This is a genomic window from Pseudomonas putida (assembly GCF_028682635.1).
Classification (GTDB): domain Bacteria; phylum Pseudomonadota; class Gammaproteobacteria; order Pseudomonadales; family Pseudomonadaceae; genus Aquipseudomonas; species Aquipseudomonas putida_AE.
Genome location: NZ_JANHLK010000012.1, coordinates 45,463 through 70,994, shown reverse-complemented (window position 1 = coordinate 70,994; position 25,532 = coordinate 45,463). Strand labels below are relative to the sequence as shown.

Annotated in this window: 19 protein-coding genes and 1 pseudogene; 16 read left to right on the top strand and 4 right to left on the bottom strand. The window is 60.9% G+C overall.

Annotated features, from left to right (window positions below; genetic code table 11):
• Positions 1 to 6: 6 nt before the first annotated feature.
• The 6 genes from NPS56_RS16495 to NPS56_RS16470 all read left to right on the top strand — a co-directional run bounded on the left by NPS56_RS16495 (position 7) and on the right by NPS56_RS16470 (position 8,017).
• Positions 7 to 537, top strand: a complete 531-nt coding sequence (locus tag NPS56_RS16495) for a DUF5943 domain-containing protein (protein WP_075946228.1) — start codon at positions 7 to 9, stop codon at positions 535 to 537.
• A gap of 15 nt (positions 538 to 552) precedes the next feature.
• On the top strand, positions 553 to 2,613 hold the full coding sequence (dgcA, locus tag NPS56_RS16490) for a dimethylglycine demethylation protein DgcA (RefSeq protein WP_274075571.1): 2,061 nt from the start codon (positions 553 to 555) through the stop codon (positions 2,611 to 2,613).
• Positions 2,614 to 2,750: 137 nt separating this feature from the next.
• Complete coding sequence (gene dgcB, locus NPS56_RS16485; RefSeq protein WP_274075570.1) at positions 2,751 to 4,700, top strand: dimethylglycine demethylation protein DgcB; 1,950 nt, start codon at positions 2,751 to 2,753, stop codon at positions 4,698 to 4,700.
• Positions 4,700 to 5,920, top strand: coding sequence for an electron transfer flavoprotein subunit alpha/FixB family protein (locus NPS56_RS16480; protein WP_274075569.1), 1,221 nt, complete (start codon positions 4,700 to 4,702; stop codon positions 5,918 to 5,920). Before dgcB ends, NPS56_RS16480 begins: the two co-directional genes overlap by 1 nt.
• A gap of 15 nt (positions 5,921 to 5,935) precedes the next feature.
• On the top strand, positions 5,936 to 6,706 hold the full coding sequence (locus tag NPS56_RS16475; protein ID WP_274075568.1) for an electron transfer flavoprotein subunit beta: 771 nt from the start codon (positions 5,936 to 5,938) through the stop codon (positions 6,704 to 6,706).
• A gap of 126 nt (positions 6,707 to 6,832) precedes the next feature.
• On the top strand, positions 6,833 to 8,017 hold the full coding sequence (locus NPS56_RS16470; RefSeq protein WP_274075567.1) for a retropepsin-like aspartic protease: 1,185 nt from the start codon (positions 6,833 to 6,835) through the stop codon (positions 8,015 to 8,017).
• An 807-nt stretch (positions 8,018 to 8,824) separates the two neighbouring features.
• On the opposite strand, the gene gbcA is transcribed toward NPS56_RS16470, so the two are convergent.
• Entirely contained in the window at positions 8,825 to 10,120 is a 1,296-nt protein-coding gene (gbcA, locus tag NPS56_RS16465) for a glycine-betaine demethylase subunit GbcA (protein WP_274075566.1), read from the bottom strand.
• Positions 10,121 to 10,403: 283 nt separating this feature from the next.
• On the opposite strand from gbcA, the gene gbcB reads away from it, so the two are divergent.
• On the top strand, positions 10,404 to 11,504 hold the full coding sequence (gene gbcB, locus NPS56_RS16460) for a glycine-betaine demethylase subunit GbcB (RefSeq protein WP_046818719.1): 1,101 nt from the start codon (positions 10,404 to 10,406) through the stop codon (positions 11,502 to 11,504).
• A gap of 118 nt (positions 11,505 to 11,622) precedes the next feature.
• On the opposite strand, the gene NPS56_RS16455 is transcribed toward gbcB, so the two are convergent.
• Entirely contained in the window at positions 11,623 to 12,447 is an 825-nt protein-coding gene (locus NPS56_RS16455; protein ID WP_274075565.1) for an SDR family oxidoreductase, read from the bottom strand.
• A 199-nt stretch (positions 12,448 to 12,646) separates the two neighbouring features.
• Positions 12,647 to 13,687 (bottom strand): low specificity L-threonine aldolase, encoded by a 1,041-nt coding sequence (locus NPS56_RS16450; protein ID WP_274075564.1) that lies wholly within the window; start codon positions 13,685 to 13,687, stop codon positions 12,647 to 12,649.
• Positions 13,688 to 13,818: 131 nt separating this feature from the next.
• Here NPS56_RS16450 and NPS56_RS16445 point away from each other — a divergent pair, with 131 nt between their 5' ends.
• The 8 genes from NPS56_RS16445 (at position 13,819) to fdhA (ending at position 23,837) form a co-directional block, all read left to right on the top strand.
• Complete coding sequence (locus NPS56_RS16445) at positions 13,819 to 14,547, top strand: TraX family protein (protein ID WP_274075694.1); 729 nt, start codon at positions 13,819 to 13,821, stop codon at positions 14,545 to 14,547.
• Positions 14,548 to 14,832: 285 nt separating this feature from the next.
• Positions 14,833 to 16,086 (top strand): serine hydroxymethyltransferase, encoded by a 1,254-nt coding sequence (gene glyA / locus NPS56_RS16440; RefSeq protein ID WP_274075563.1) that lies wholly within the window; start codon positions 14,833 to 14,835, stop codon positions 16,084 to 16,086.
• A gap of 23 nt (positions 16,087 to 16,109) precedes the next feature.
• Complete coding sequence (locus NPS56_RS16435) at positions 16,110 to 17,360, top strand: sarcosine oxidase subunit beta (RefSeq protein WP_008057117.1); 1,251 nt, start codon at positions 16,110 to 16,112, stop codon at positions 17,358 to 17,360.
• A gap of 14 nt (positions 17,361 to 17,374) precedes the next feature.
• Positions 17,375 to 17,704, top strand: a complete 330-nt coding sequence (locus tag NPS56_RS16430; RefSeq protein ID WP_274075562.1) for a sarcosine oxidase subunit delta — start codon at positions 17,375 to 17,377, stop codon at positions 17,702 to 17,704.
• Positions 17,701 to 20,718, top strand: coding sequence for a sarcosine oxidase subunit alpha (locus NPS56_RS16425; RefSeq protein ID WP_274075561.1), 3,018 nt, complete (start codon positions 17,701 to 17,703; stop codon positions 20,716 to 20,718). The genes NPS56_RS16430 and NPS56_RS16425 overlap by 4 nt, the downstream gene beginning before the upstream one ends.
• Before the next feature lie 136 nt (positions 20,719 to 20,854).
• Positions 20,855 to 21,487 (top strand): sarcosine oxidase subunit gamma, encoded by a 633-nt coding sequence (locus NPS56_RS16420; RefSeq protein ID WP_274075560.1) that lies wholly within the window; start codon positions 20,855 to 20,857, stop codon positions 21,485 to 21,487.
• Positions 21,488 to 21,634: 147 nt separating this feature from the next.
• Positions 21,635 to 22,492, top strand: a complete 858-nt coding sequence (purU, locus tag NPS56_RS16415) for a formyltetrahydrofolate deformylase (protein WP_046818241.1) — start codon at positions 21,635 to 21,637, stop codon at positions 22,490 to 22,492.
• A gap of 145 nt (positions 22,493 to 22,637) precedes the next feature.
• Positions 22,638 to 23,837 carry a formaldehyde dehydrogenase, glutathione-independent gene (gene fdhA / locus NPS56_RS16410; RefSeq protein ID WP_046818240.1) on the top strand — a complete coding sequence of 400 codons (1,200 nt, stop codon included), beginning with the start codon at positions 22,638 to 22,640 and terminating at the stop codon, positions 23,835 to 23,837.
• A 511-nt stretch (positions 23,838 to 24,348) separates the two neighbouring features.
• Here fdhA and NPS56_RS16405 read toward each other — a convergent pair.
• Positions 24,349 to 24,708: pseudogene (locus NPS56_RS16405) on the bottom strand (RHS repeat-associated core domain-containing protein); the annotation flags it as partial.
• 251 nt (positions 24,709 to 24,959) lie between these two features.
• Between NPS56_RS16405 and NPS56_RS16400 the strand changes: the two are divergent.
• Complete coding sequence (locus tag NPS56_RS16400; RefSeq protein ID WP_274075559.1) at positions 24,960 to 25,532, top strand: DUF2780 domain-containing protein; 573 nt, start codon at positions 24,960 to 24,962, stop codon at positions 25,530 to 25,532.

Here is a 25,532-nt window from a genome sequence, read left to right as displayed (position 1 = left end):
GTTTCCATGGCCAAGATCGCCCCGCAATTGCCTATCGAAGTCGACAGCGAAACCGGTGTCTGGACCTCCGACGCCCTGCCGATGCTGTATGTGCCGCGTCATTTCTTCGTCAATAACCATATGGGCATCGAGGAAGTGCTGGGCGCCGACGCCTATGCCGAAATCCTCTACAAGGCCGGCTACAAGTCCGCCTGGCACTGGTGTGAAAAAGAAGCCGAATGCCACGGCCTGGAAGGCGTCGCGGTGTTCGAGCACTACATGAAGCGCCTGTCGCAACGTGGCTGGGGCCTGTTCAAGATCCAGGACATCGACCTCGACAAAGGCACCGCCAGCGTCAAGCTCGAACACTCCGCCTTCGTCTATGTGTACGGCAAGGTCGGGCGCAAGGTCGACTACATGTTCACCGGCTGGTTTGCAGGGGCCATGGACCAGATCCTCGCCGCCCGCGGCAGCCAGATTCGCACCGTGGCCGAGCAAGTCTACGGTGGCTCCGAAGAGGGCCACGAAGACGGCTTGTTCATCGTCAAGCCGTTGTAAGTCGAGGAACCCGCCATGGCTTTCGAAGCAATGTTCCAGCCGATCCAGATCGGCAAACTGACCATCCGCAACCGCGTGCTCAGCACTGCGCACGCCGAGGTCTATGCCACCGACGGCGGCATGACCACCGACCGGTACGTCAAGTATTACGAAGAGAAGGCCAAGGGCGGGATCGGCCTGGCGATCTGCGGTGGTTCGTCCGTCGTGGCCATCGACAGCCCGCAGGAGTGGTGGAGCTCGGTCAACCTGTCCACCGACCGCATCATTCCGCACTTCCAGAATCTTGCCGACGCCATGCACAAGCACGGCGCCAAGATCATGATCCAGATTACTCACATGGGCCGGCGCTCGCGCTGGGACGGCTTCAACTGGCCGACCCTGATGTCTCCGTCCGGTGTACGCGAGCCGGTGCACCGTGCCACCTGCAAGACCATCGAGCCAGAAGAAATCTGGCGGGTGATCGGCAACTACGCGCAAGCCGCACGCCGCGCCAAGGCTGGTGGCCTGGACGGTGTCGAACTGTCGGCGGTGCACCAGCACATGATCGACCAGTTCTGGAGCCCGCGGGTCAACAAGCGTACCGACGAATGGGGCGGCACCTTCGAGGGCCGCATGAAGTTCGGCCTGGAAGTGTTGAAAGCCGTGCGCGCCGAAGTCGGTGACGATTTCTGCGTGGGCATGCGCATCTGCGGTGACGAGTTCCACCCGGATGGTTTGTCCCATGAGGACATGAAACAGATCGCCAAGTATTACGACGACACCGGCATGCTCGATTTCCTCGGCGTCGTGGGCTCGGGTTGCGACACCCACAACACCCTGGCTAACGTGATTCCGAACATGAGTTATCCACCGGAGCCGTTCCTGCACCTGGCCGCCGGCATCAAGGAAGTGGTCAAGGTTCCGGTGCTGCACGCGCAGAACATCAAGGACCCGAACCAGGCCACGCGGATTCTGGAGGGCGGTTACGTCGACATGGTCGGCATGACCCGCGCGCACATTGCCGACCCGCACCTGATCGCCAAGATCAAGATGGGCCAGATCGACCAGATCAAGCAGTGCGTCGGCGCCAACTACTGCATCGACCGTCAGTACCAGGGCCTGGATGTGCTGTGCATCCAGAACGCGGCGACCTCCCGTGAATACATGGGGCTGCCGCACATCATCGAAAAAACCACCGGGGTGAAACGCAAGGTGGTGGTGGTCGGCGCCGGTCCTGCCGGGATGGAGGCCGCCCGCGTGGCCGCCGAACGTGGTCACGACGTCACGCTGTTCGAGAAGAAAGAGTTCATTGGCGGGCAGATCACCACGGCCTCGAAAGCGCCGCAACGGGACCAGATCGCCGGTATCACCCGCTGGTACCAGTTGGAGCTGGCACGGTTGAAAGTCGACCTGCGCCTGGGCACCGCGGCGGATGCGCCGACCATCATGGACCTGCGTCCTGATGTGGTGGTGCTGGCTGTTGGCGGTCATCCGTTCATCGAGCAGAACGAGCACTGGGGCGCGGCCGAAGGCCTTGTGGTCAGCAGCTGGGACATCCTCGACGGCAAGGTTGCACCGGCCAAGAACGTGCTGGTCTACGACACCATCTGCGAGTTCACCGGCATGTCCACCGCCGACTTCCTCGCCGACAAGGGCAGCCAGGTCGAGATCGTCACCGACGACATCAAGCCGGGCGTGGCCATCGGAGGTACGTCGTTCCCGACCTACTACCGCAGCATGTATCCGAAAGAAGTGATCATGACCGGCGACATGATGCTGGAGAAGGTCTACCGCGAAGGCGACAAGTTGATCGCAGTACTGGAAAACGAATACACCGGCGCCAAAGAGGAGCGGGTGGTGGACCAGGTGGTGATCGAGAACGGCGTGCGTCCGGACGAGGAAATCTACTACGCGATGAAGGAAGGCTCGCGCAACAAGGGCCAGATCGACGTCGAAGCCCTGTTCGCGATCAAGCCGCAACCAAGCCTTGCACAGAGCGGTGACGGTTACCTGCTGTTCCGTATCGGTGACTGCGTGGCCCAGCGCAACGTGCACGCGGCGATCTACGACGCACTGCGGCTGTGCAAGGATTTCTAAGCCAACCACCTGTAGGAGCCGGCTTGCTGGCGATGAACGATAACGCGGTCTGCCTGACTCACCGCGTCGTCTGAATCGCCAGCAAGCCGGCTCCTACAAGACCGATGCATGACTCCGTGGTTTGTGGGAGCTCCACCATGTTGAACACCCTTCTTCCAATCCTGTTGTTCGCCGCCCTGGGCCTCGCGGTTCTGGGCGCGTTGCGGCGGGTGGCCATGTGGCGCCGGGGCCGAGCCTCGAAGGTCGACCTGATCGGCGGCCTGTTCGCCATGCCCAAGCGCTATATGGTCGACCTGCACCACGTGGTGGCGCGGGACAAATACATCGCCAACACCCACGTCGCCACGGCTGGCGGCGCGGTGGCGTCCGTCGTGCTGGCGATACTGGTTCACGGATTCGGCCTGCATAACCGCTTCCTCGGCTATGCGCTGCTGTTGATGACAGCGGTGATGTTCGTCGGCGCGATCTTCGTCTACCTGCGTCGACGCAACCCACCTGCGCGCCTGTCGAAAGGCCCGTGGATGCGCCTGCCGAAAAGCCTGCTGGCGTTCTCGGCGTCGTTCTTCCTGGTGACCTTGCCGGTGGCCGGTATCCTCCCTGAAAACTTCGGTGGCTGGATGTTGGCGGTGATCCTCGGCATCGGTGTGCTGTGGGGCGTGTCCGAGTTGTTCTTCGGCATGACTTGGGGCGGGCCGATGAAGCACGCCTTTGCCGGTGCCCTGCACCTGGCCTGGCACCGTCGCGCCGAGCGTTTTGGTGGCGGTCGTTCTACGGGTCTCAAGCCTCTGGACTTGAACGACCCGAACGCTCCGCTGGGCGTGGAAAAACCCAAGGATTTCACCTGGAACCAACTGCTCGGCTTCGACGCCTGCGTACAGTGCGGCAAGTGCGAAGCGGCGTGCCCGGCGTTTGCCGCCGGACAGCCGTTGAACCCGAAAAAACTGATTCAGGACATGGTCGTCGGTCTGGCGGGTGGCACCGATGCGAAATTCGCCGGCAGCCCGTATCCAGGCAAGCCGATCGGTGAACATGCGGGTAATCCGCATCAGCCGATCGTCAACGGCCTGGTGGACGCCGAAACCCTGTGGTCGTGCACCACCTGCCGTGCCTGCGTCGAGGAATGCCCGATGATGATCGAGCACGTCGATGCCATCGTCGACATGCGTCGCCATCTGACCCTGGAAAAAGGCGCGACCCCGAACAAGGGCGCCGAAGTCCTGGAAAACCTGATCGCCACCGACAACCCGGGCGGCTTCGCCCCGGGCGGACGGATGAACTGGGCGGCGGACTTGAACCTCAATCTGCTCAGCGAAAAGAAATCCACCGACGTACTGTTCTGGGTTGGCGACGGCGCCTTCGACATGCGCAACCAGCGCACCCTGCGCGCGTTCGTCAAAGTGTTGAAAGCGGCGAAAATCGACTTCGCCGTGCTCGGCCTCGAAGAGCGTGACAGCGGTGACGTGGCCCGGCGTCTGGGCGACGAGGCAACCTTCCAGTTGCTGGCCAAACGCAACATCCAGACCCTGGCCAAGTACAGCTTCAACCGCATCGTCACCTGCGATCCGCACAGCTTCCACGTGCTGAAAAACGAATACGGTGCCTTCGATGGCAACTACCTGGTGCAGCACCACAGCACCTACATGGCGGAAATCATCGGCGCCGGCGCGCTGAATCTCGGCCAGCACAAAGGCGACAGCGTGACCTATCACGACCCGTGCTACCTCGGCCGCTACAACGGCGAATACGAGGCGCCGCGTCAGGTCCTGCGTGCCCTCGGCATCGAAGTGAAAGAGATGCAACGCTCCGGTTTCCGTTCCCGCTGCTGCGGCGGTGGCGGCGGCGCGCCGATCACCGACATTCCGGGCAAGCAGCGTATCCCCGACATGCGCATGGACGACATCCGCGAGACGGGCGCCGAACTGGTGGCCGTGGGCTGCCCGCAGTGCACCGCGATGCTTGAAGGCGTGGTCGAGCCGCGACCGTTGATCAAGGACATTGCCGAACTGGTGGCTGACGCGTTGCTGGAAGACCAGGCACCGAGCAAGCCGGCCACACCGGCCCAACGTGAACCTGCGGAGGTGCATTGATGAGCGACATTATCCGCCGCGACCCCCGTGCCGAATGGATCGCCCGCAACCGCCTGCACCCGCTGCACGCGGCCATGCAACCGGCGCAACACAGCTGGATGGGGCCGAACGGCGTCATCCGCAAGAACCCCCATGGCATCGGCTTCATCGGCCCCAACGGCATCAAGCGCATCGACCGCAGCGGCGCCCAGCAGGGCGGGGCGACCAAGCGTACGGCCGCCGTTGAAGTGCAATTGCCGCTGCATCAGGTGCCTGCACCGGCGTTCTACATCAGCGTGGTGCCGGACATGGTCGGCGGCCGCTTGAGCAGCCACGACCGCGACTTGCTCGGCCTGGCTCATCAATTGGCCGGCAAGGACGGCGCGGTACTGGCCGTGGTCTTCGGCGAGCACAAGGAGAACGCCTTCGCCACGGCTGGCGTCGATCGCCTGCTGGTGCTTGAAGGCGAGCAGTTCAGCGGTTATGCACCGGAACAACGGGTCCAGGGCCTGCGGGCTGTGGATAACCAGTTCAGCCCACGTCATTGGTTGCTGCCGGACAGTCGTACTGGTGGCGGTGAACTGGGTCGACGCTTTGCTGCCGCGCTTGGCGAACGCCCGGCCACGCGGGTTTGGCAGGTCAAGGATCAGGAATGTATCGGCCGCGCCGGTGCTGGTTTGCAAGACCTGGCACGGCCGCTTGCGCGGTTGATCCTGGCCGCTGTGGAATGCGCCGAACCGGTCAGCGAAACCCGTCACGAAGCCCTGCCGGTAGAGTTATCCACAACCGTCGCCCGCAGTCTCTCGCGCATCGAGGATCTGGGGGCGGTGGCGGTGGACCCGGCAGCGATTCCAATGGCCGAAGCGGAATTCATCTTCTCCGGCGGCAACGGGGTCAAGGATTGGGGACTTTTCCACAGGACCGCCGAAGCCCTGGGCGCCACCGAAGGCGCGTCCCGGGTGGCGGTGGACGATGGTTTCATGGCCCGCGACCGTCAGGTCGGCGCGTCCGGTACCTGGGTCACCGCACGGGTCTACGTGGCGGTGGGGATCTCCGGGGCGATCCAGCACCTGCAAGGCATCGGTGCCTGCGACAAGGTGGTGGCGATCAACCTCGACCCGGGCTGCGACATGATCAAACGGGCCGACCTGTCGGTGATCGGCGAGAGCGCCGAGATTCTTCAAGCCTTGATCGCGGCGGTAGAGGCCTACCGCAACGAGGCCAGGCGCGATGCGGCTTAAGGGAAGGAAAGGGTTATGAGCACGAAAATCATCAGCCTGGTGTCCATCGGCGCCCACCCGACCTCCGGTCGACCACGCCGTGCGGATCAGGATGCGCGGGCGGTGGAACTGGGTTTGCAACTGGCTGGGGATAACTTGCAGGTGCTGCACGCCGGCGATGTCGCCGAGCCGGCCTTGCGTGCTTACCTGGGCATGGGACTTGAGCAATTGCATGTGCTGGAACAACCGCAAGGCGCCGATGCGCTGCCGGCGTTGACCGCCTATTTGCGCGACGCTGGCGCTCAGGTCGTATTGACCGGCAGCCAGGCGGAAACCGGCGAGGGCTCGGGCATGTTGCCGTTCCTGCTGGCCGAAGGCCTTGGCTGGCCGCTGGTGGTGGGGCTGGCGCAGGTCGAGTCGATCGATGGCGGTTCTGCGCTGGTGCTGCAGGCGTTGCCGCGCGGCCAGCGCCGTCGCTTGAAAGTGCGCTTGCCGTTCCTGGCGACTGTGGATAACGCCGCACCCAAGCCACGTCAGAGCGCCTACGGCCCGGCCCGGCGTGGGGTGTTGCAGGCTGATGACGTGGAGGTCGTCGACGACGAACTGTTGACCGTCGCCACCCTGCAACCGGCCAAGCCACGGCCGAAACGCTTGAAGGTGATCAAGGCCAAGAGCGGCGCCGATCGCATGAAAGCGGCGACGGCCAAGGCTAGCGGTGGCGGGGGGCAGGTGCTCAAGGGCGTTACGGCACAGGCGGGGGCGGAAGCGATTCTCAAACTGCTGATTGAAGAGGGTGTGGTGCGGTGACATTGAACGGCGGCGGGAACTCCGTGAACTATAGTTTTCCGTGCGCTGTTCAAAAGCTGGTGGATCCGGGAGCAATGGAAATTCAGCGCTTACTCATAAAACATGGTTTTTATGAACGGGTTGAACATGAAGGCTTTCGGTCGGACCCTGACGCTCCTTGCACTATTGTCCACGGATTTGATGGCGGCGACCCAAGCCAACACGGCCGAGGCCGATTTCTCTCGGTGGATAGCGTCTGAACAAGGTCAAGAAGCAACCATCGAGCAAGTGCGGCAACGGTGCGACCAAGTGCTGGACGCCACGAAGAACCTGAATTGTTCTGTGTCCGTCATCGCCCGTATGTTCGAAGCCAAGGCCGCCAACCAATTGCCAGATTACTTTCTGGCCATCAAGCGCAGACACGCCCGTGCCATTGACGCCGATCCAGAACTCAAACGCCTGTTTTCAATGTTCGGCAACGAATCACTCTCGACCTTGAGAGTGACCGATGACTTCTCGGTGACAAGAAGCAAAGGCCGCGAAGTGTTGCCGATCCATCCGTATGCCAGTGACGCGCTCGTTGCAGATGAGCTGCTGCCGTTCATCGATGTCAGCGCGGCCAATGGTCACTCGGCGCGTTTCGTGCTCGACACCGGCGCTCCGCAAACCCGGGTGAACGCCGAAACGGCCAGGCTGATGGGGATCAGGTTGCTACCCGACTCCCACTACGCCTACAGCACGTTTTATGGCGAGAGCGGACTGCCTGCCAGGTTGGGGATTCTTGATGCCATAAGGGTAGGAGCCAGCGAGTTCAGAAATGTGCTGGTCTTCGTAAGCGACCGGGACAACTTGCTCGGGCTAGATCTGATCAGCAAGTTGGGGCGCCTGAAAATCACCCGCAAAATCCTGGTGCTCAATGCTGCGCCTTCTGTGCGATGCGACTCGCCGATCGCCTATACCCGCATGGACATCAACCAAAGGCTGACGATCACCGCACGGCTGGATAACCGGGCGACGTTGGCCATCGTGGATACCGGAAACGTTGACTACCTGACATCCGCTGCGCCAGGTGAACTGATCAACGTCGTCAAGTCCGGCAATTCAACCTTTGGCGCCGCCGATAACCAGCGCTACCAAACCTTCAGCGGCGTATTGAAGTTGCCTGGTGATACCCAGGTAATCACTTACAAGTACTACCCGGGCTTCTCCATTCCGCAGTCTTGGCTGCTGGGGCGTTATGTGCCGTCGATTTTGCTCGGGTGGCGCGCCTTCAACGACTTTGAATTGAACCTGGATGTCGAGTCGGGTCGGTCGTGTTTCAACAGGGTTTGATCATTTCAGAAGCTGTTGACCTCTTTACCCACAATTCCTGTTAGCGCTTCTGTGGATAACGTGTTCGCCCCTCGCTGAAACCCACACAAACCGCGGCTTGCAGCCACCAGATCAAAAAACATCCACCTTAAGCTGCGGTTTTTCATGGCTTTTTTTCGAGAGGGAGTGTGCACAAGTCAGCTGAGTTGCCCCCAATCTCTGTTGGCGCTTCTGTGGATAAGATGTTCGCTCAACGCTGCAGGCCTTTAGATTCATGGCTTTCAGGGTTATGGTCGAAAAATGATCAAATTGCCTATTTCAATCTACAAACCGCCCGCACACCTAGAAATATCGCGGCTTTCAGCGGTTTTCCACAGCGGCCTCGAAGTTGCCCCCAATCTCTGTTGGCGCTTCTGTGGATAAGGTGTTTGCGATCCTCTGCAGGCCAGGTGTGGCGAGGCTTTCGAGCGTTAGATCAAAAAATGATCAATGGTTTCGGAAAACCTTGGTTTCGGATAAGTCACGGTTTTTCTTTGGGTTTTGTGGAAAAAGTTTTGCGCATTTCCCCAGTTGTCCCCATTTGCTGTGGGTGGAGGTGTGGATAACTTGTTTGCGGAAGGCTGTGAGGCACGTAGAGCATAGCGCTGAACAGAATAGATCATATTTCGTACAGTTCTAAATGATGCGGAATATTTAGCGGGGAGAGAACCTGTTGTGAGCAAGCCCCTTGTAGGAGCGAGCTTGCTCGCGATGGTCGTGAACGATGACGCGTAAATCCAGATACCCAGTGGTGTCCTTGAATTTTTCGCGAGCAAGCTCGCTCCTACATTAGCCTTGAACAGGGACGCCTTTGAGGTAAGGCGCAGGCTCAGCCCCGAGGTTGTTTAGCAGGCGCTCGCTGTACCAATCCACAAAATTCACCACACCAAACTCATAGGTCTTGGAGTAAGGCCCTGGCTGATAAGCGGTGGAGTTAATGCCGCGCTGGTTTTCTTCGGCCAGGCGACGATCCTGGTCGTTGGTGGCGTCCCAGACCTGGCGCATGCGCTCCACGTCGTAGTCCACGCCTTCAACGGCATCCTTGTGCACGATCCACTTGGTGGTGACCATGGTTTCCTGGGCGCTGATCGGCCACACGGTGAACACGATGATGTGGTCGCCCATGCAGTGGTTCCACGAATGCGGCAGGTGCAGGATGCGCATCGAGCCCAGGTCCGGGTTCTTGATGCGGCCCATGAGCTTGGCGCAGCCCTGTTTGCCGTCCAGGGTCATCGACACGGTGCCCTTGAGCAGCGGCATGCGCACGATGCGGTTACGCAGGCCGAAGCTGGCGTGGGCGTAAGGGATCTTCTCGGCTTCCCAGGCAGCGGCGGAGGCGGCCACGTGGTCCTTGAAGGCCTGGTCGGCGCGCGGGTCGGTGACGTCGTCCCATTCCAGCAGGGTTTTCAGCAGTTCCGGGTGCGACGCGTTGCAGTGGTAGCACTCGCGGTTGTTTTCCAGCACCAGCTTCCAGTTGGCCTTTTCCATCAAGGTGGTGGTGATCGCCACCTTGGTGTTTTCCATGTCGTACGGTTCCATGTAATGGTTGAGTGTCGACAGGAAGTCATCGATGGCCGGCGGGTTCTCTGCCAGGCTGATGAAGATGTAGCCACCGGCGGTCTTCACGTTCACCGGTTTCAGGCCGTATTGCTTCATGTCGAAATCGGCGCCCATTTCGGTTCCGGCGAACAGCAGGCGACCGTCGAGTTCGTAGGTCCACTGGTGGTAGTGGCAGACCAATTTGGCGACCTTGCCTTTTTCGCTGGTGCACAGGCGCGAGCCGCGGTGGCGGCAGACGTTATGAAACGCGTGCACTACACCTTCTGCGCCACGAATCACGATGATCGGATTCTTGCCCACTTGCAGCGTCAGGTAGTTGCCCTTGGTGGGGATTTCGCAGGTCATGCCGGCGATCAACCACTCTTTCTGAAAGATTTCCTGCATGTCGATATCAAACAGGCGCTCGTCAGAGTAGAACGGCTGCGGCAGCGAGAACGTGCGCTCGCGCTCTTGCAGCATCTGCGCGGTGGCCTTGCGTGCGGGTTCCAGCGGATCGCCCAGGCTAAGGGTAGTAGTGACGTCCATCGTTTAATCCTCAAGGCCATTCTGTGTGGCCGGCGAAAGTGGCTAATCAGGGTTGCTACGCAAGGTGTAAAGAATGTGTCTTGGTGTGTGGCGAGTGTGGGGCCGGCGCTGGCCAGAACCTTATCCATGGGCGACATGGTGCAATCTGTTCCCGACGCGCAAGCCCCGGTCGTTGGGGGCTGGTCGCGATAAGCATGTGAATGTCGCAGATAGGTAAATGGGTGGTTCGCGCTATACGCAGAATCGCCAACATGAAGGCCGACAGTCGGCCGTGGAGATCAGCATGTCCAACAGCTTCCTGAACCCGGTAACCACCCAGACCTGGGCCAATGGTCGGCACATTGTCCGTTGCGTCAAAGTCATCCAGGAAACCTGGGATGTGCGCACCTTCTGCTTCATGGCCGACCAGCCGATCCTGTTCTTTTTCAAGCCGGGGCAGTTTGTCACCCTGGAGCTGGAAATCGAAGGCCAGCCGATCATGCGTTCGTACACCATTTCCAGCTCGCCATCGGTGCCGTACAGCTTTTCGGTAACCATCAAGCGCGTGCCGGGCGGCAAGGTGTCCAACTGGCTGCACGACACCCTGCACGAAGGCCAGGAACTGGCGGTGCACGGGCCGGTCGGGCTGTTCAACGCCATGGACTTCACCGCGCCAAAGGTGCTTTACCTCAGCGGCGGTGTGGGTATCACGCCGGTCATGTCCATGGCGCGCTGGTTCTACGATACCAACGGCAATGTCGACATGGTGTTTATCCACAGCGCCCGTTCGCCCAAGGACATCATCTACCACCGCGAGCTGGAACACATGGCGTCGCGGATCGATAACTTCAGCCTGCACCTGATCTGCGAGAAGCACGGCATGGGTGAGCCCTGGGCCGGTTATCGCGGTTACCTCAACCAGCGAATGCTTGAATTGATGGCGCCGGACTTCCTTGAGCGCGAAGTGTTCTGCTGCGGCCCGACACCCTATATGAATGCGGTCAAGCGCTTGCTGGAAGGCGCTGGCTTCGACATGTCGCGTTACCACGAGGAGTCTTTCGGCGCGACTCCGCCAGAGGCGCGTGCCGACGCCGTGGAACACGCCGAACAGGCGGCCGATGCACCGGAACTCGACGTGGCGGATCTGCATCAGGTGGAGTTTGTCGCGTCGGGGAAAAGCATTCGCATTGCGCCGGGCGAAACCGTTCACGCAGCGGCGGCGAAGGCGGGTTTGCTGATCCCGAAAGCCTGCGGCATGGGCATCTGCGGCACCTGCAAGGTCTTGAAGCTGGGTGGCGAAGTGGAGATGGAGCACAACGGCGGGATCACCGAGGAAGACGAAGCCGAAGGGTACATTTTGTCGTGCTGCAGTGTGCCGAAGGGTGACGTGCGCATCGAGTTCTAACTAACGCCGAAGCCACTGTAGGAGCTGCCGAAGGCTGCGATCTTTTGATCTTGATCTTTAAAGTCAAAAGATCGCAGCCTCGTTTCACTCGACAGCTCCTACAGGGGTTGAGGATATCTCAGTCGATAAACAGGTCAGTCATGAGTTTGTCGCTGCTATCCGGTGCAAACCGATAGTGCTCGAACTCCGTTACACCGTTTTCCCGCAATACTTCCTCATCGATCAACAAGCGTCCGGTCAGGCTGCGATTCGCACTGCTCAAAATGATATGGGCGGCATCGGCCATGATCGCAGGCAGGCGCGCATGCTTGAACGACTCCCTCGACCCCAACTGAAACTCGATTGCCGCCGTGGCAATCATGGTTTGCGGCCATAACGAATTGACACTGATCCCGTAATTCTTGAATTCCTCGCTCATGCCCAGGGTGAGCATGCTCATGCCGTATTTGGTCACGGTGTACGGGCTGTATTGGGCGAACCACTTGGCGTCCAGGTTCAGCGGCGGGGACAGGTTGAGGATGTGCCCTGCGGATTTCTTCAGGTAGGGCAGGGCAGCCTGGCTGCACAGCAACACGGCGCGCGTGTTGATCTGGTGCATCAGGTCGAAGCGCTTGAGTTCGATGTGCTGGACTCCGGTCAACTTGATTGCGCCTGCGTTGTTGACCAGCGCATCGATGGCGCCGAAATGTTCGTTGGCCTGGGCCAGCGCCGCGCGTACAGCGTCTTCTTCTCGCACATCCACTTGCAGGGCTAGCGCCTTGCCGCCCGCGGCCTCAACTTCCCGGGCCACACTGAAAATCGTACCTGGCAGTTTGGGATGCGGCTCGGCACTTTTGGCGGCGATCACGATGTTTGCACCGTCACGCGCGGCGCGAAGCGCAATCTCGCGGCCGATGCCACGGCTGGCGCCGGTGATGAAAAGGGTTTTGCCTTGCAGTGACATGCGTACGCTCCTGATTATTGTTATGTGAGCGGATCGGCTCGACAGACAATGTAGACGAAGTCTTCAGGTGCAGAATGTCAGGGGATTCGGATGCCTTTGTAGGAGTGAGCCTGCTCGCGATGGCGGATTTTGCTCCAACATCAATGTTGGCTGATCCGCCGCTATCGCGAGCAGGCTCGCTCCCACAGGGTTTGTGGTGTTAGTGGGACATGACTTCGCGGATGTCGCGGGCCAATTCCCGCACCCGCTCTTCCTCGGTATCCCACGAGCACATGAAGCGTGCGCCGCCGTTGCCGATGAAGGTGTAGAAACGCCAGCCCTTGGCGGTCAGGGCGGCGATGGCCGGTTCCGACAGCTGCAGGAATACGCCGTTTGCCTGCACCGGGAACATCAGTTCCACGCCTGGAATATCGCTGACCAGTTCGGCCAGCAGTTGTGCGCAGTGGTTGGCGTGGCGGGCGTATTTGAGCCAGGCGCCGTTTTCCAGGATTCCGACCCATGGGGCGGAAAGGAAGCGCATTTTCGACGCCAGCTGCCCGGCCTGTTTGCAGCGATAGTCGAAATCTTCAGCCAGTGCGTGGTTGAAGAACAGGATCGCCTCGCCCACGGCCATGCCGTTTTTAGTGCCGCCGAAGCACAACACGTCAACCCCGGCCTTCCAGGTCAGGTCCGCTGGCGTGCAGCCGAGGAACGCGCAGGCGTTGGAGAAGCGCGCGCCGTCCATGTGCAGGTTCAGGCCCAGTTCCTTGCAGGTGGCGCTGATGGCGCGGATTTCGTCCGGGGTGTAGACGCTGCCGACTTCAGTGGCCTGGGTCAGGGTCACGACGCGGGGCTTGGGGTAGTGGATGTCCTGGCGCTTGAGCGCCACTTCGCGGATCGATTCCGGGGTCAGCTTGCCGTTTTCGGTGCGGGCGATCAGCAGCTTGGAGCCGTTGGAGAAGAATTCCGGTGCGCCGCATTCGTCGGTTTCGACGTGGGCGGTTTCCGAGCAGATCACGCTGTGGTAACTCTGGCACAGCGACGACAGGGCCAACGAGTTGGCGGCGGTGCCGTTGAAGGCGAAGAACACTTCGCAGTCGGTTTCGAACAGTTTGCGGAAATCGTCGGACGCGCGGGCGGTCCACTCGTCGTCGCCGTAAGCGCGCTGGTGGCCATGGTTGGCCTGTTCCATGGCAGCCCAGGCTTCAGGGCAGATGCCGGAATAGTTGTCGCTGGCGAATTGTTGGCTCTTATCGGTCATGGCCTGCTTCCGTGGTCGAGGCGCCTATGGTGAAGCGTCTCGTGGTCAATGATGGTGCGCACTGTACCCAAGATCGTCAGGAGAGCACACGGGATGTCGCTGTCAGAAAATTACAAGGATGCCGGGCAATTATGCACGTGACTACACACTTAAAGCAGCGCGACGGTGCTCTGGATCTGCTCAAGTGGCTGGCGCTTTTGAGCATGGTGCTCGATCACCTGCGATATGTCGGTTATTCCGTCGATCTGCTGTATGTGCCCGGGCGGTTGGCGTTTCCGTGGTTCTGTCTGGCAATGGCTGCCAATCTTGCGCGAAAGCCTGCTGTGGAGAGGGGTGGGCAATGGCGCTATCTGGGCTGGTTGTTGCTGTTTAGCGCCGTGAGCGAAATTCCCTACCGAATGTTCATTCCTGGGCACGACACGCTGAACGTAATGCCCACCCTGGTCCTTGGTCTGTTGGTGGCGCGTGGCTGGCAGCAGCCGACGCTGCAATCGCGGTTACTGGCAGCCGTCGCCTTGCTGTTGGCGGCGCTGTTCACGCAAAAAGTGATGTTCGGTTTCTTTGGAGTCCTGTTGCCATTGGCGCTGCTGCTGGTGATCGGTCGTCCCTGGTATTTCGCGCTGCTGCCGGGGCTGGTCTGTCTGGCGGCCAATCAATGGCAGGTGTTGTATTACGCCGCACGACTGGGCAACAGCGCGGCCATTCCCGCCATCGTCACTTGTCTGATTGCGCCATGGCTGGGACTGTTCCTGTTGCGACACTTCCATGACGTAAAAGCACCACCCATGCGCCGCTGGGCCTATGCGCTGTATCCGCTGCATTTCCTGCTGTTGCTCGCAGTCCGCCAAGTTTTCACATAACCCCTGTGGGAGCCAGCCTGCTGGCGATTGCGGAGGTTCAGCCACCATCAGTGTCGCCTGTGCCGCCGTAATCGCCAGCAGGCTGGCTCCCACAGGGGATTTGCGCAGATTAGGAGGGTGTGTCTGTCAGAGCATTTCCCGCCATGTCGTAAACGCACCTTTGCGTGGCGTCCGTAGGCATTTGACCTGTCTGCGCCGGTCATACCATCGGCATCAAAGGGCACTGCCGAAAAGCCAGTGCCTCACCGAGACGAATGGCGCACCGCCGCCGCTGGGAGAGACGCGATGTTCAGCAAGCAAGACCAGATCCAGGGTTACGACGATGCACTGCTGGCGGCGATGAATGCCGAGGAGCAACGTCAGGAAGATCACATCGAGCTGATCGCGTCAGAGAACTACACCAGCAAACGCGTCATGCAAGCGCAAGGCAGCGGCCTGACCAACAAGTACGCCGAAGGTTATCCGGGCAAGCGCTACTACGGTGGCTGCGAGCACGTGGACAAGGTTGAAGCCCTGGCCATCGAACGCGCCAAGCAGCTGTTCGGCGCCGACTACGCGAACGTGCAACCGCACTCCGGTTCCTCGGCCAACAGCGCCGTGTACCTGGCCCTGCTGCAAGCCGGCGACACCATCCTGGGCATGAGCCTGGCCCATGGCGGTCACCTGACCCACGGCGCCAAGGTGTCGTCCTCGGGCAAGCTGTACAACGCCGTGCAGTACGGCATCGACACCAAGACCGGCCTGATCGATTACGACGAAGTCGAGCGCCTGGCCGTCGAGTGCCAGCCGAAGATGATCGTTGCGGGTTTCTCGGCCTACTCCAAGACCCTCGACTTCCCGCGCTTCCGCCAGATCGCCGACAAGGTCGGTGCACTGCTGTTCGTCGACATGGCCCACGTAGCAGGTCTGGTCGCCGCCGGCCTGTACCCGAATCCGCTGCCGTACGCCGACGTGGTCACCACCACCACCCACAAGACCCTGCGCGGTCCACGTGGCGGCCTGATCCTGTGCAAGTCCAACGAAGAAATCGAGAAAAAGCTCAACGCTGCAGTGTTCCCCGGTGCCCAGGGCGGCCCGCTGATGCACGTGATCGCCGGTAAGGCGGTGTGCTTCAAGGAGGCGCTGGAGCCAGGCTTCAAGGCTTACCAGCAGCAAGTGATCGACAACGCCCAGGCCATGGCCGGCGTCTTTATCAAACGCGGCTACGATGTAGTGTCCGGCGGCACCGACAACCACCTGTTCCTGGTCAGCCTGATCCGTCAGGGCCTCACCGGCAAAGAGGCGGATGCAGCACTCGGTCGCGCCCACATCACCGTGAACAAGAACGCTGTCCCGAACGATCCACAGTCGCCGTTCGTGACCTCCGGCCTGCGCATCGGCACCCCGGCGGTGACCACTCGCGGCTTCAAGGTCAGCCAGTGCGTCGAACTGGCCGGCTGGATCTGCGACATCCTCGACAACCTCGGCGATGCCGATGTCGAGGCCAATGTCGCCCAGCAAGTATCGGCACTGTGCGCGGACTTCCCGGTTTATCGCTGAGCGCGGTTTTGGAGTAAATGACTATGCAACGCTACTCAGGCTTCGGCCTCTTCAAACACTCCCTCAGCCACCACGAAAACTGGCAGCGCATGTGGCGCACGCCGACCCCGAAAAAGGTCTACGACGTGGTCATCGTCGGCGGTGGCGGGCATGGCCTGGCGACCGCCTACTACCTGGCCAAGGAACACGGCATCACCAACGTGGCCGTGGTCGAGAAAGGCTGGCTGGGCGGCGGTAACACCGCGCGCAACACCACCATCGTGCGCTCCAACTACCTGTGGGACGAGTCGGCGCACCTGTACGAACACGCGATGAAGCTGTGGGAAGGCCTGTCCCAGGACCTGAACTACAACGTGATGTTCTCCCAGCGTGGCGTCTACAACCTGTGCCACACCCTGCAAGACATCCGTGATTCCGAGCGTCGGGTCAGCGCCAACCGCCTCAACGGCGTCGACGGCGAACTGCTCGATGCCAAGCAAGTGGCCGATGAGATCCCGTACCTCGACTGCTCGAAGAACACCCGTTACCCGGTGATGGGCGCCACCGTCCAGCGTCGCGGCGGCGTGGCCCGCCACGATGCCGTGGCCTGGGGCTTTGCTCGTGCCGCCGACGCCCTGGGCGTGGACCTGATCCAGCAGACCGAAGTGATCGGCTTCCGCAAGGAAAACGGCGTGTGCATCGGCGTGGAAACCAACAAGGGCTTCATCGGCGCCAAGCGCGTCGGTGTAGTGACTGCCGGTAACTCCGGACACATGGCCAAGCTCGCCGGTTTCCGCCTGCCGATCGAATCCCACCCGCTGCAAGCGCTGGTGTCCGAGCCGATCAAGCCGATCATCGACAGCGTGATCATGTCCAACGCCGTGCACGGTTACATCAGCCAGTCCGACAAGGGCGACCTGGTGATCGGCGCCGGTATCGACGGCTACAACGGCTACGGCCAGCGTGGTTCGTACCCGGTGATCGAGCACACCGTGCAGGCCATCGTCGAGATGTTCCCGGTGTTGTCCCGCGTGCGCATGAACCGTCAGTGGGGCGGCATCGTCGACACCACCCCGGATGCCTGCCCGATCATTTCGAAAACCCCGGTACCGAACATGTTCTTCAACTGCGGTTGGGGCACCGGCGGCTTCAAGGCGACACCTGGCTCGGGCAACGTATTTGCCGCCAGCCTGGCCAAGGGTGAAATGCACCCACTGGCCGCACCTTTCTCCATCGACCGTTTCCACAACGGTGCGTTGATCGACGAACACGGCGCTGCTGCGGTTGCCCACTAACAGGAGAAATCCCCATGTTGCATATCTTCTGTCCTCACTGCGGCGAGTTGCGCTCCGAAGAGGAATTCCACGCATCCGGCCAGGCGCACATCCCGCGCCCACTGGACCCGAACAGCTGCACCGACGAGGAGTGGGGCGACTACATGTTCTTCCGCGACAACCCTCGTGGTCTGCATCACGAGCTGTGGGACCACGTCGCCGGTTGCCGTCAGTACTTCAACGCCACCCGTGACACCGTGACCTACGAGATTCTCGAAACCTACAAGATCGGTGCCAAGCCACAATTCACCGACAAGACCGATAGCCCGAAAGCGGCCACCACGGCTCTGGGAGAGAAGGTATGAGCCAGACCAATCGCCTGTCCAACGGCGGACGGATCGACCGCAACAAAGTCCTGACCTTCACCTTCAACGGCCAGAGCTACAAAGGCTTCGAGGGCGATTCGCTGGCCGCTGCATTGCTGGCCAACGGCGTCGACATCATCGGTCGCAGCTTCAAGTATTCCCGCCCGCGCGGCATCTATGCCGCCGGTGCCGAAGAGCCGAACGCGGTGCTGCAGATCGGCGCCACCGAAGCCACGCAAATCCCCAACGTACGCGCCACGCAACAAGCGCTGTACCAGGGCCTGGTCGCCACCAGCACCAACGGCTGGCCGAACGTCAACAACGACATGATGGGGATTCTCGGCAAGGTCGGCGGCAAGCTGATGCCACCGGGCTTCTACTACAAAACCTTCATGTACCCGCAATCGTTCTGGATGACCTACGAGAAGTACATCCGCAAGGCCGCCGGTCTTGGCCGCTCGCCGACCGAGAACGATCCGGACACCTACGACTACATGAACCAGCACTGCGACGTGCTGATCGTCGGCGCCGGCCCTGCAGGCCTGGCCGCTGCACTGGCGGCTGCACGCAGCGGTGCCCGTGTGATCCTGGCTGACGAGCAGGAAGAGTTCGGCGGCAGCCTGCTCGACTCCCGCGAAAGCCTCGACGGCAAGCCTGCGACCGAGTGGGTCGCCAGCGTCATCGCCGAATTGAAGGACACCCCGGACGTGCTGCTGTTGCCGCGCGCCACGGTCAACGGTTACCACGACCATAACTTCCTGACCATCCACGAGCGCCTCACCGATCACCTCGGCGACCGCGCACCGATTGGCCAGGTGCGTCAGCGCATCCACCGGGTTCGTGCCAAGCGTGTGGTGCTGGCGACCGGCACTCACGAGCGTCCACTGGTCTACGGCAACAACGACGTGCCGGGCAACATGCTCGCTGGCGCTGTCTCGACTTACGTTCGCCGCTACGGCGTGGCACCGGGCAAGAAGCTGGTGCTGTCGACCAACAACGATCATGCCTACCGCGTTGCGCTGGATTGGCTCGATGCCGGTCTGCAAGTGGTGGCCGTCGCCGACGCCCGCAGCAACCCGCGTGGTGCGCTGGTGGAAGAGGCGCGCGCCAAAGGCATCCGCATCCTCACCGGTAGCGCTGTGATCGAAGCCCGTGGCAGCAAGCGCGTGACCGCTGCGCGCGTGGCGGCGATCGATGTCAAAGGACACAAGGTCACCAGCCCGGGCGAATGGCTCGAATGCGACCTGGTCGCCAGTTCCGGCGGCTACAGCCCGGTGGTCCACCTGGCTTCGCACCTGGGTGGCAAGCCGATCTGGCGCGAAGACATCCTCGGTTTTGTACCGGGTGAGGCGCCGCAGAAACGCGTATGCGTCGGTGGCATCAACGGTGTCTACGGCCTCGGCGATTCCCTGGCCGACGGTTTTGAAGGGGGCGTGCGCGCCGCCAGCGAAGCCGGCTTCGGTCCGGTCGAAGCCAAGTTGCCAAAAGCCCTGGTCCGCCAGGAAGAACCGACGCTGGCATTGTTTCAAGTGCCTTACGAGAAAGTCACTGCTCGTGCGCCGAAGCAATTCGTCGATCTGCAAAACGACGTCACCGCGGCCGGTATCGAATTGGCGACTCGCGAAGGCTTTGAGTCGGTCGAGCACGTCAAGCGCTACACCGCGCTGGGCTTTGGCACCGACCAGGGCAAGCTCGGCAACGTCAACGGCCTGGCCATCGCCGCCCGTTCGCTGAACGTGACCATCCCGCAGATGGGCACCACCATGTTCCGTCCGAACTACACGCCGGTGACTTTCGGTGCGGTGGCCGGTCGTCACTGTGGGCACATTTTCGAGCCGGTGCGTTTCACCGCACTGCATCACTGGCACCTGAAAAACGGCGCCGAGTTCGAAGACGTCGGTCAGTGGAAACGTCCCTGGTACTTCCCGAAATCCGGTGAAGACATGCATGCTGCCGTGAAGCGCGAATGCAAAGCCGTGCGCGACAGCGTCGGCCTGCTGGACGCCTCGACCCTGGGCAAGATCGACATCCAGGGCCCGGATTCACGCGAGTTCCTCAACCGCATCTACACCAACGCCTGGACCAAGCTTGACGTGGGCAAGGCGCGTTACGGCCTGATGTGCAAAGAAGACGGCATGGTGTTCGACGACGGCGTGACCGCGTGCCTCGCCGACAACCACTTCGTGATGACCACCACCACCGGCGGCGCTGCACGCGTGCTGCAATGGCTGGAAATCTACCACCAGACCGAATGGCCGGACCTGAAGGTGTACTTCACTTCCGTGACCGATCACTGGGCGACCATGACCCTGTCCGGGCCGAACAGCCGCAAGCTGCTCGCTGAAGTCACCGACATCGACCTGAGCAACGAAGCCTTCCCGTTCATGACCTGGAAAGAGGGCCTGGTGGGCGGTGTGCCGGCGCGGGTGTTCCGGATTTCGTTTACCGGTGAGCTGTCGTACGAAGTCAACGTGCAAGCCGACTACGCCATGGGCGTGCTGGAAAAAATCGTCGACGCCGGCAAGAAGTACAACCTGACGCCGTACGGCACCGAAACCATGCACGTACTGCGCGCCGAGAAGGGCTTCATCATCGTCGGCCAGGACACTGACGGCTCGATGACCCCGGACGACTTGAACATGGGCTGGTGCGTCGGTCGCACCAAACCGTTCTCGTGGATCGGCCAGCGTGGGATGAATCGCGAAGACTGCGTGCGTGACCAGCGCAAGCAGCTGGTGGGCCTGAAGCCGATCGATCCGAACAAATGGCTGCCGGAAGGCGCGCAATTGGTGTTCAACACCAAGCAGGCGATCCCGATGACCATGGTCGGCCACGTGACCTCCAGCTACGCGCACAACTCCCTGGGCTATTCGTTTGCCATGGGCGTGGTCAAGGGCGGCCTGAACCGCATGGGTGAGCGTGTGTTCGCGCCACTGGCGGACGGCAGCGTGATCGAGGCGGAAATCGTTTCTTCGGTGTTCTTCGATCCGAAGGGCGAACGCCAGAACGTTTAACGACCTCGAGATCTGTGGGCGGGCTGCCAATCGCCAGCAGGGCTAGCTCCCACAGTTGAATGTGGGAGCTAGCCCTGCTGGCGATGACGGCAGTGCAGCCACCACAAGAACCAACAGAATTCAGGAAAGGTGCTTTATGACCGCAGCCAATGTTTACCAACAACGCCCAACCACCGGGGCCAAGGCCGAGTCGTCGCTGCATCATGCCGACCTCGCCAGCCTGGTGGGCAAGGGTCGCAAGAGCGCCGGCGTGACCGTGCGCGAGAAAAAACTCCTCGGCCACCTGACCATCCGTGGCGACGGCCACGATGCCGCGTTCGCCGCCGGTGTGCAGAAGGCGCTCGGGATCGAACTGCCAGGTGCGCTGACCGTCACCGTCAAAGGTGAAACCAGCCTGCAATGGATGGGGCCGGATGAATGGCTGCTGATCGTGCCGACCGGCGAAGAATTCGCCGCCGAGCAAAGGCTGCGTGAAGCGCTGGGCGACCTGCATATCCAGATCGTCAACGTCAGCGGTGGGCAGCAGATCCTCGAACTGAGCGGCCCGAACGTGCGCCAGGTGCTGATGAAGTCCACCAGCTACGACGTGCACCCCAACAACTTTCCGGTGGGCAAGGCGGTCGGCACGGTGTTCGCCAAGTCGCAACTGGTGATCCGTCACACCGCCGAAGACACCTGGGAACTGCTGATTCGCCGCAGCTTCTCGGATTACTGGTGGTTGTGGTTGCAGGATGCTTCTGCCGAATATGGCCTTAGCGTTCAGGCTTGACCATCGATCACCTGTAGGAGCGAGCTTGCTCGCGAAGGACCAGAGGGCGACGCATTGCATCAGGATGCACGCGTTATCGTTGACGTCCATCGCGAGCAAGCTCGCTCCTACAGGCAGGTTTACCGATTTCTCAGGAGTCACCGCACTATGAGCCGCGCCCCAGACACATGGATTCTGACCGCCGACTGCCCCAGCGTGCTCGGCACCGTGGACGCGGTGACGCGCTTTCTGTTCGAGCAGGGCTGCTACGTCACCGAGCACCATTCCTTCGACGACCGGCTCTCGGGCCGCTTCTTCATTCGCGTGGAATTCCGTCAGCCCGATGGCTTCGACGAGCAGTCCTTCCGCGCAGGCTTGGCCGAACGTGGTGAATCCTTCGGCATGATCTTCGAACTGACCCCGCCGCATTACCGGCCGAAAGTGGTGATCATGGTCTCCAAGGCCGATCACTGTCTCAACGACTTGCTCTACCGCCAACGCATCGGCCAGCTGTCGATGGACGTGGCCGCCGTGGTCTCCAACCATCCCGATCTCAAGCCGCTGGCCGACTGGCACCAGATTCCGTACTACCATTTCCCCCTGGACCCGAACGACAAGCCGTCTCAGGAGCGTCAGGTGTTGCAGGTGATCGAAGAGTGCGGTGCCGAACTGGTGATCCTTGCCCGCTACATGCAGGTGTTGTCGCCGGAGCTGTGCCGCAAGCTCGATGGCAAGGCGATCAATATCCACCACTCCCTGCTGCCCGGGTTCAAGGGTGCCAAGCCCTATCACCAGGCCTACAACAAGGGTGTGAAACTGGTCGGCGCCACGGCGCACTACATCAACAACGACCTCGACGAAGGGCCGATCATTGCCCAAGGCGTGGAGGTGGTGGATCACAGCCATTACCCGGAAGACCTGATCGCCAAGGGGCGGGACATCGAAGGGCTGACCCTGGCCCGGGCCGTCGGGTATCACATTGAGAGAAGAGTGTTTTTGAACGCGAACAGAACAGTCGTTCTCTAGATCGCCTCCCCCTGTAGGAGCTGGCTTGCCAGCGAAGGGGCCGCAACAAACAACGCAAGACACACAGGCAATAACCCGAGCAATCAACGCGCCGCCGATCCCAGGCGACGCGACCGCTACATAAAAACAACAGCGAGGTGAAAGCATGTCTGGCAATCGTGGTGTGGTGTATCTCGGCGCTGGCAAGGTCGAAGTACAGAAAATCGACTATCCGAAAATGCAGGACCCGCGCGGCAGGAAGATCAACCACGCCGTCATCCTGCGTGTGGTTTCCACAAACATCTGTGGTTCCGACCAGCACATGGTGCGCGGCCGTACCACTGCACAAACCGGCCTGGTGCTGGGGCACGAGATCACCGGTGAAGTGATCGAGAAGGGCAGCGACGTCGAGAACCTGCAGATCGGCGACCTGGTGTCCGTACCGTTCAACGTGGCTTGCGGGCGCTGCCGTTCCTGCAAGGAAATGCACACCGGCGTGTGCCTGAGCGTCAACCCGGCCCGTCCGGGCGGTGCCTACGGTTACGTCGACATGGGCGACTGGACCGGTGGCCAGGCCGAATACGCCATGGTGCCGTACGCCGACTTCAACCTGCTGAAACTGCCGGATCGCGACCGGGCCATGGAGAAAATCCGTGACCTGACCTGCCTCTCCGACATCCTGCCGACCGGCTATCACGGTGCCGTGACCGCCGGCGTTGGCCCAGGCAGCACCGTCTACATCGCCGGTGCCGGCCCAGTGGGTCTAGCCGCCGCCGCTTCCGCTCGCCTGCTGGGCGCGGCGGTGGTCATCGTCGGTGACGTCAATACCATCCGCCTGGCCCACGCCAAGGCCCAGGGTTTCGAAATCGCCGACCTGTCTTCCGACACCCCGCTGCACGAACAGATCGCTGCGCTGCTGGGCGAACCGGAAGTGGACTGCGCCATCGACGCCGTAGGCTTCGAAGCCCGCGGTCACGGCCATGACGGCGTCAAACACGAAGCCCCGGCCACCGTGCTCAACTCCCTGATGGGCGTGGTACGCGTGGCCGGCAAGATCGGCATCCCTGGCCTCTACGTCACCGAAGATCCAGGTGCTGTGGATGCCGCCGCAAAAATGGGCAGCCTGAGCATCCGCTTCGGTCTCGGCTGGGCCAAGTCCCACAGCTTCCACACCGGCCAGACCCCGGTCATGAAGTACAACCGCCAGCTGATGCAGGCAATCATGTGGGACCGCATCAACATCGCTGAAGTGGTCGGCGTGCAGGTCATCAGCCTGGATCAGGCGCCGGAAGGTTACGGCGAGTTCGATGCGGGCGTGCCGAAGAAGTTTGTGATTGATCCGCATAAGTTGTTTAGTGCGGCGTAAGTTTTTCAGATAAAAAGGGGCGACTTAATGTCGCCCTGTTTAGTTTGTAATCAATTTATTGTGCGTCTCTTATATTTCGGTTTTCCTGATAAAGCGGTAGTTTTCCGAGTGTGCTACGGTGGGCATTAATTTCATCAGTCAGTGTGTTAATAGTATCTAGGATGGCAGGTGGAATTAAATTAACGTTTTGAGTGTTCTCCTCTATTCGTTGCAGATGGGCTGAGGCTTTATTAATTTTATGTTGCGCGCGAGCTCGATGATGCGCACTGATTTCTGAGGGCTGGTCACTGGGATACAGCGGTGGTGGGCCCAAGCTGGGTTCACTTTGGGAGTGAGGTAACGAAGTTACATTGCGCCTTGGGGAATAGGGTGGCGGGCGTTCGAAGCCAGCTAGCGACCCTTGCCTTTGCGTATAGTTTGGCAGGACAGGCGTTGTGGGAACGGCTGATGAAGCCAGCGTGACTATTGAACCCTGTGAAGCAGCTACGTTAGTCTGACCGGCTCGAGCCCTGCTTGGCGTGCGCAACCCTAGCAGGTTTTGAATACCCTTAAAGAAGTTTACATGGCCAGTCGGATCTACACGATTCACCGGATCCCCCGAGCAATACGCGTACCCATTCAATCCACCTTTCCCAAACGGACTCCAACTGTCTGGACTGTTGAACCGCATCAACACCGGGTTAAATGCCCGATAGCCATTACCCAACAAATAATGCCCGGTTAGCGGGTCCGACAGTTCGCCGTTATATCCCAGCAGAGTGAGCAAGCCGTTTTCCCGTGGACGGTGGCCATAGGATGTGTAGGCGATGGGATGAGGAAGATGTTCGTTGACGATGTTCAACACCGAGCGCTGTAGATCAGTTGCCACTAGGATTACGTTGTGTAACTGCGTAGGCATCGACTGGGCTCCGGGCATGACTAAGAAATCAGTTCTTTCAGCATCGTTCCGATTGCAGCTTTTGCCCACTAGCAGATCTGATAGGTTCTTAACCCTCAGTCCCGTATTGCGACGAGCGGGTTGAAAATGGATGCGTGCCTGAGGAACATGCCCGCTCATAGCTGGTCAAACCGGCAGCTCTGCGCCCGTTGGCCGGGCGTTTCATGGCACAAGAGGATGTCTGGATGAAGATTTCACGCGGTTTAGTACTGGCTTCCCTGATGACATTCGTGGCCAGCCCGGTCTTCGCACAGTTCAGCCTGGGCGATGCGGCCAATGCCATTGCGGGGATGAAGGGCGGCAACGCGGCCACAGAGGCCGCGCCGACTTCGGAGACTGCGGACCTGCTGGGTGCGCTCAGCCAACTGAATGTGACGCCACAACAAGCAGTCGGCGGTGCCGGGGCGATGCTCGGGCTGGCGAAGAATCAATTGAGTTCGACCGACTATTCGGAGCTGGCCAAAAGCGTACCTGGAATCGACACACTGTCGGGCGGCGGTGAACTGGGCGCGCTCGCCGGCTTGTTGGGGGCGACCGGTAAATCCGCAGGGCTGGATAACGCCCTGGGCAACGTCAAGGACACCAACGACCTGAACAACGCCTTCAGCGCCCTGGGCATGGACACTGGCATGATCGGCGTGTTTGCGCCGGTGATCCTGCAATACTTCGGTCAGCAGGGTGTCGGCGGTTCGCTGCTGCAAAGCCTGGGTGGCATTTGGGGTGCCGGCACCGGCACCGGCACCGGAATCGGCAGCTGA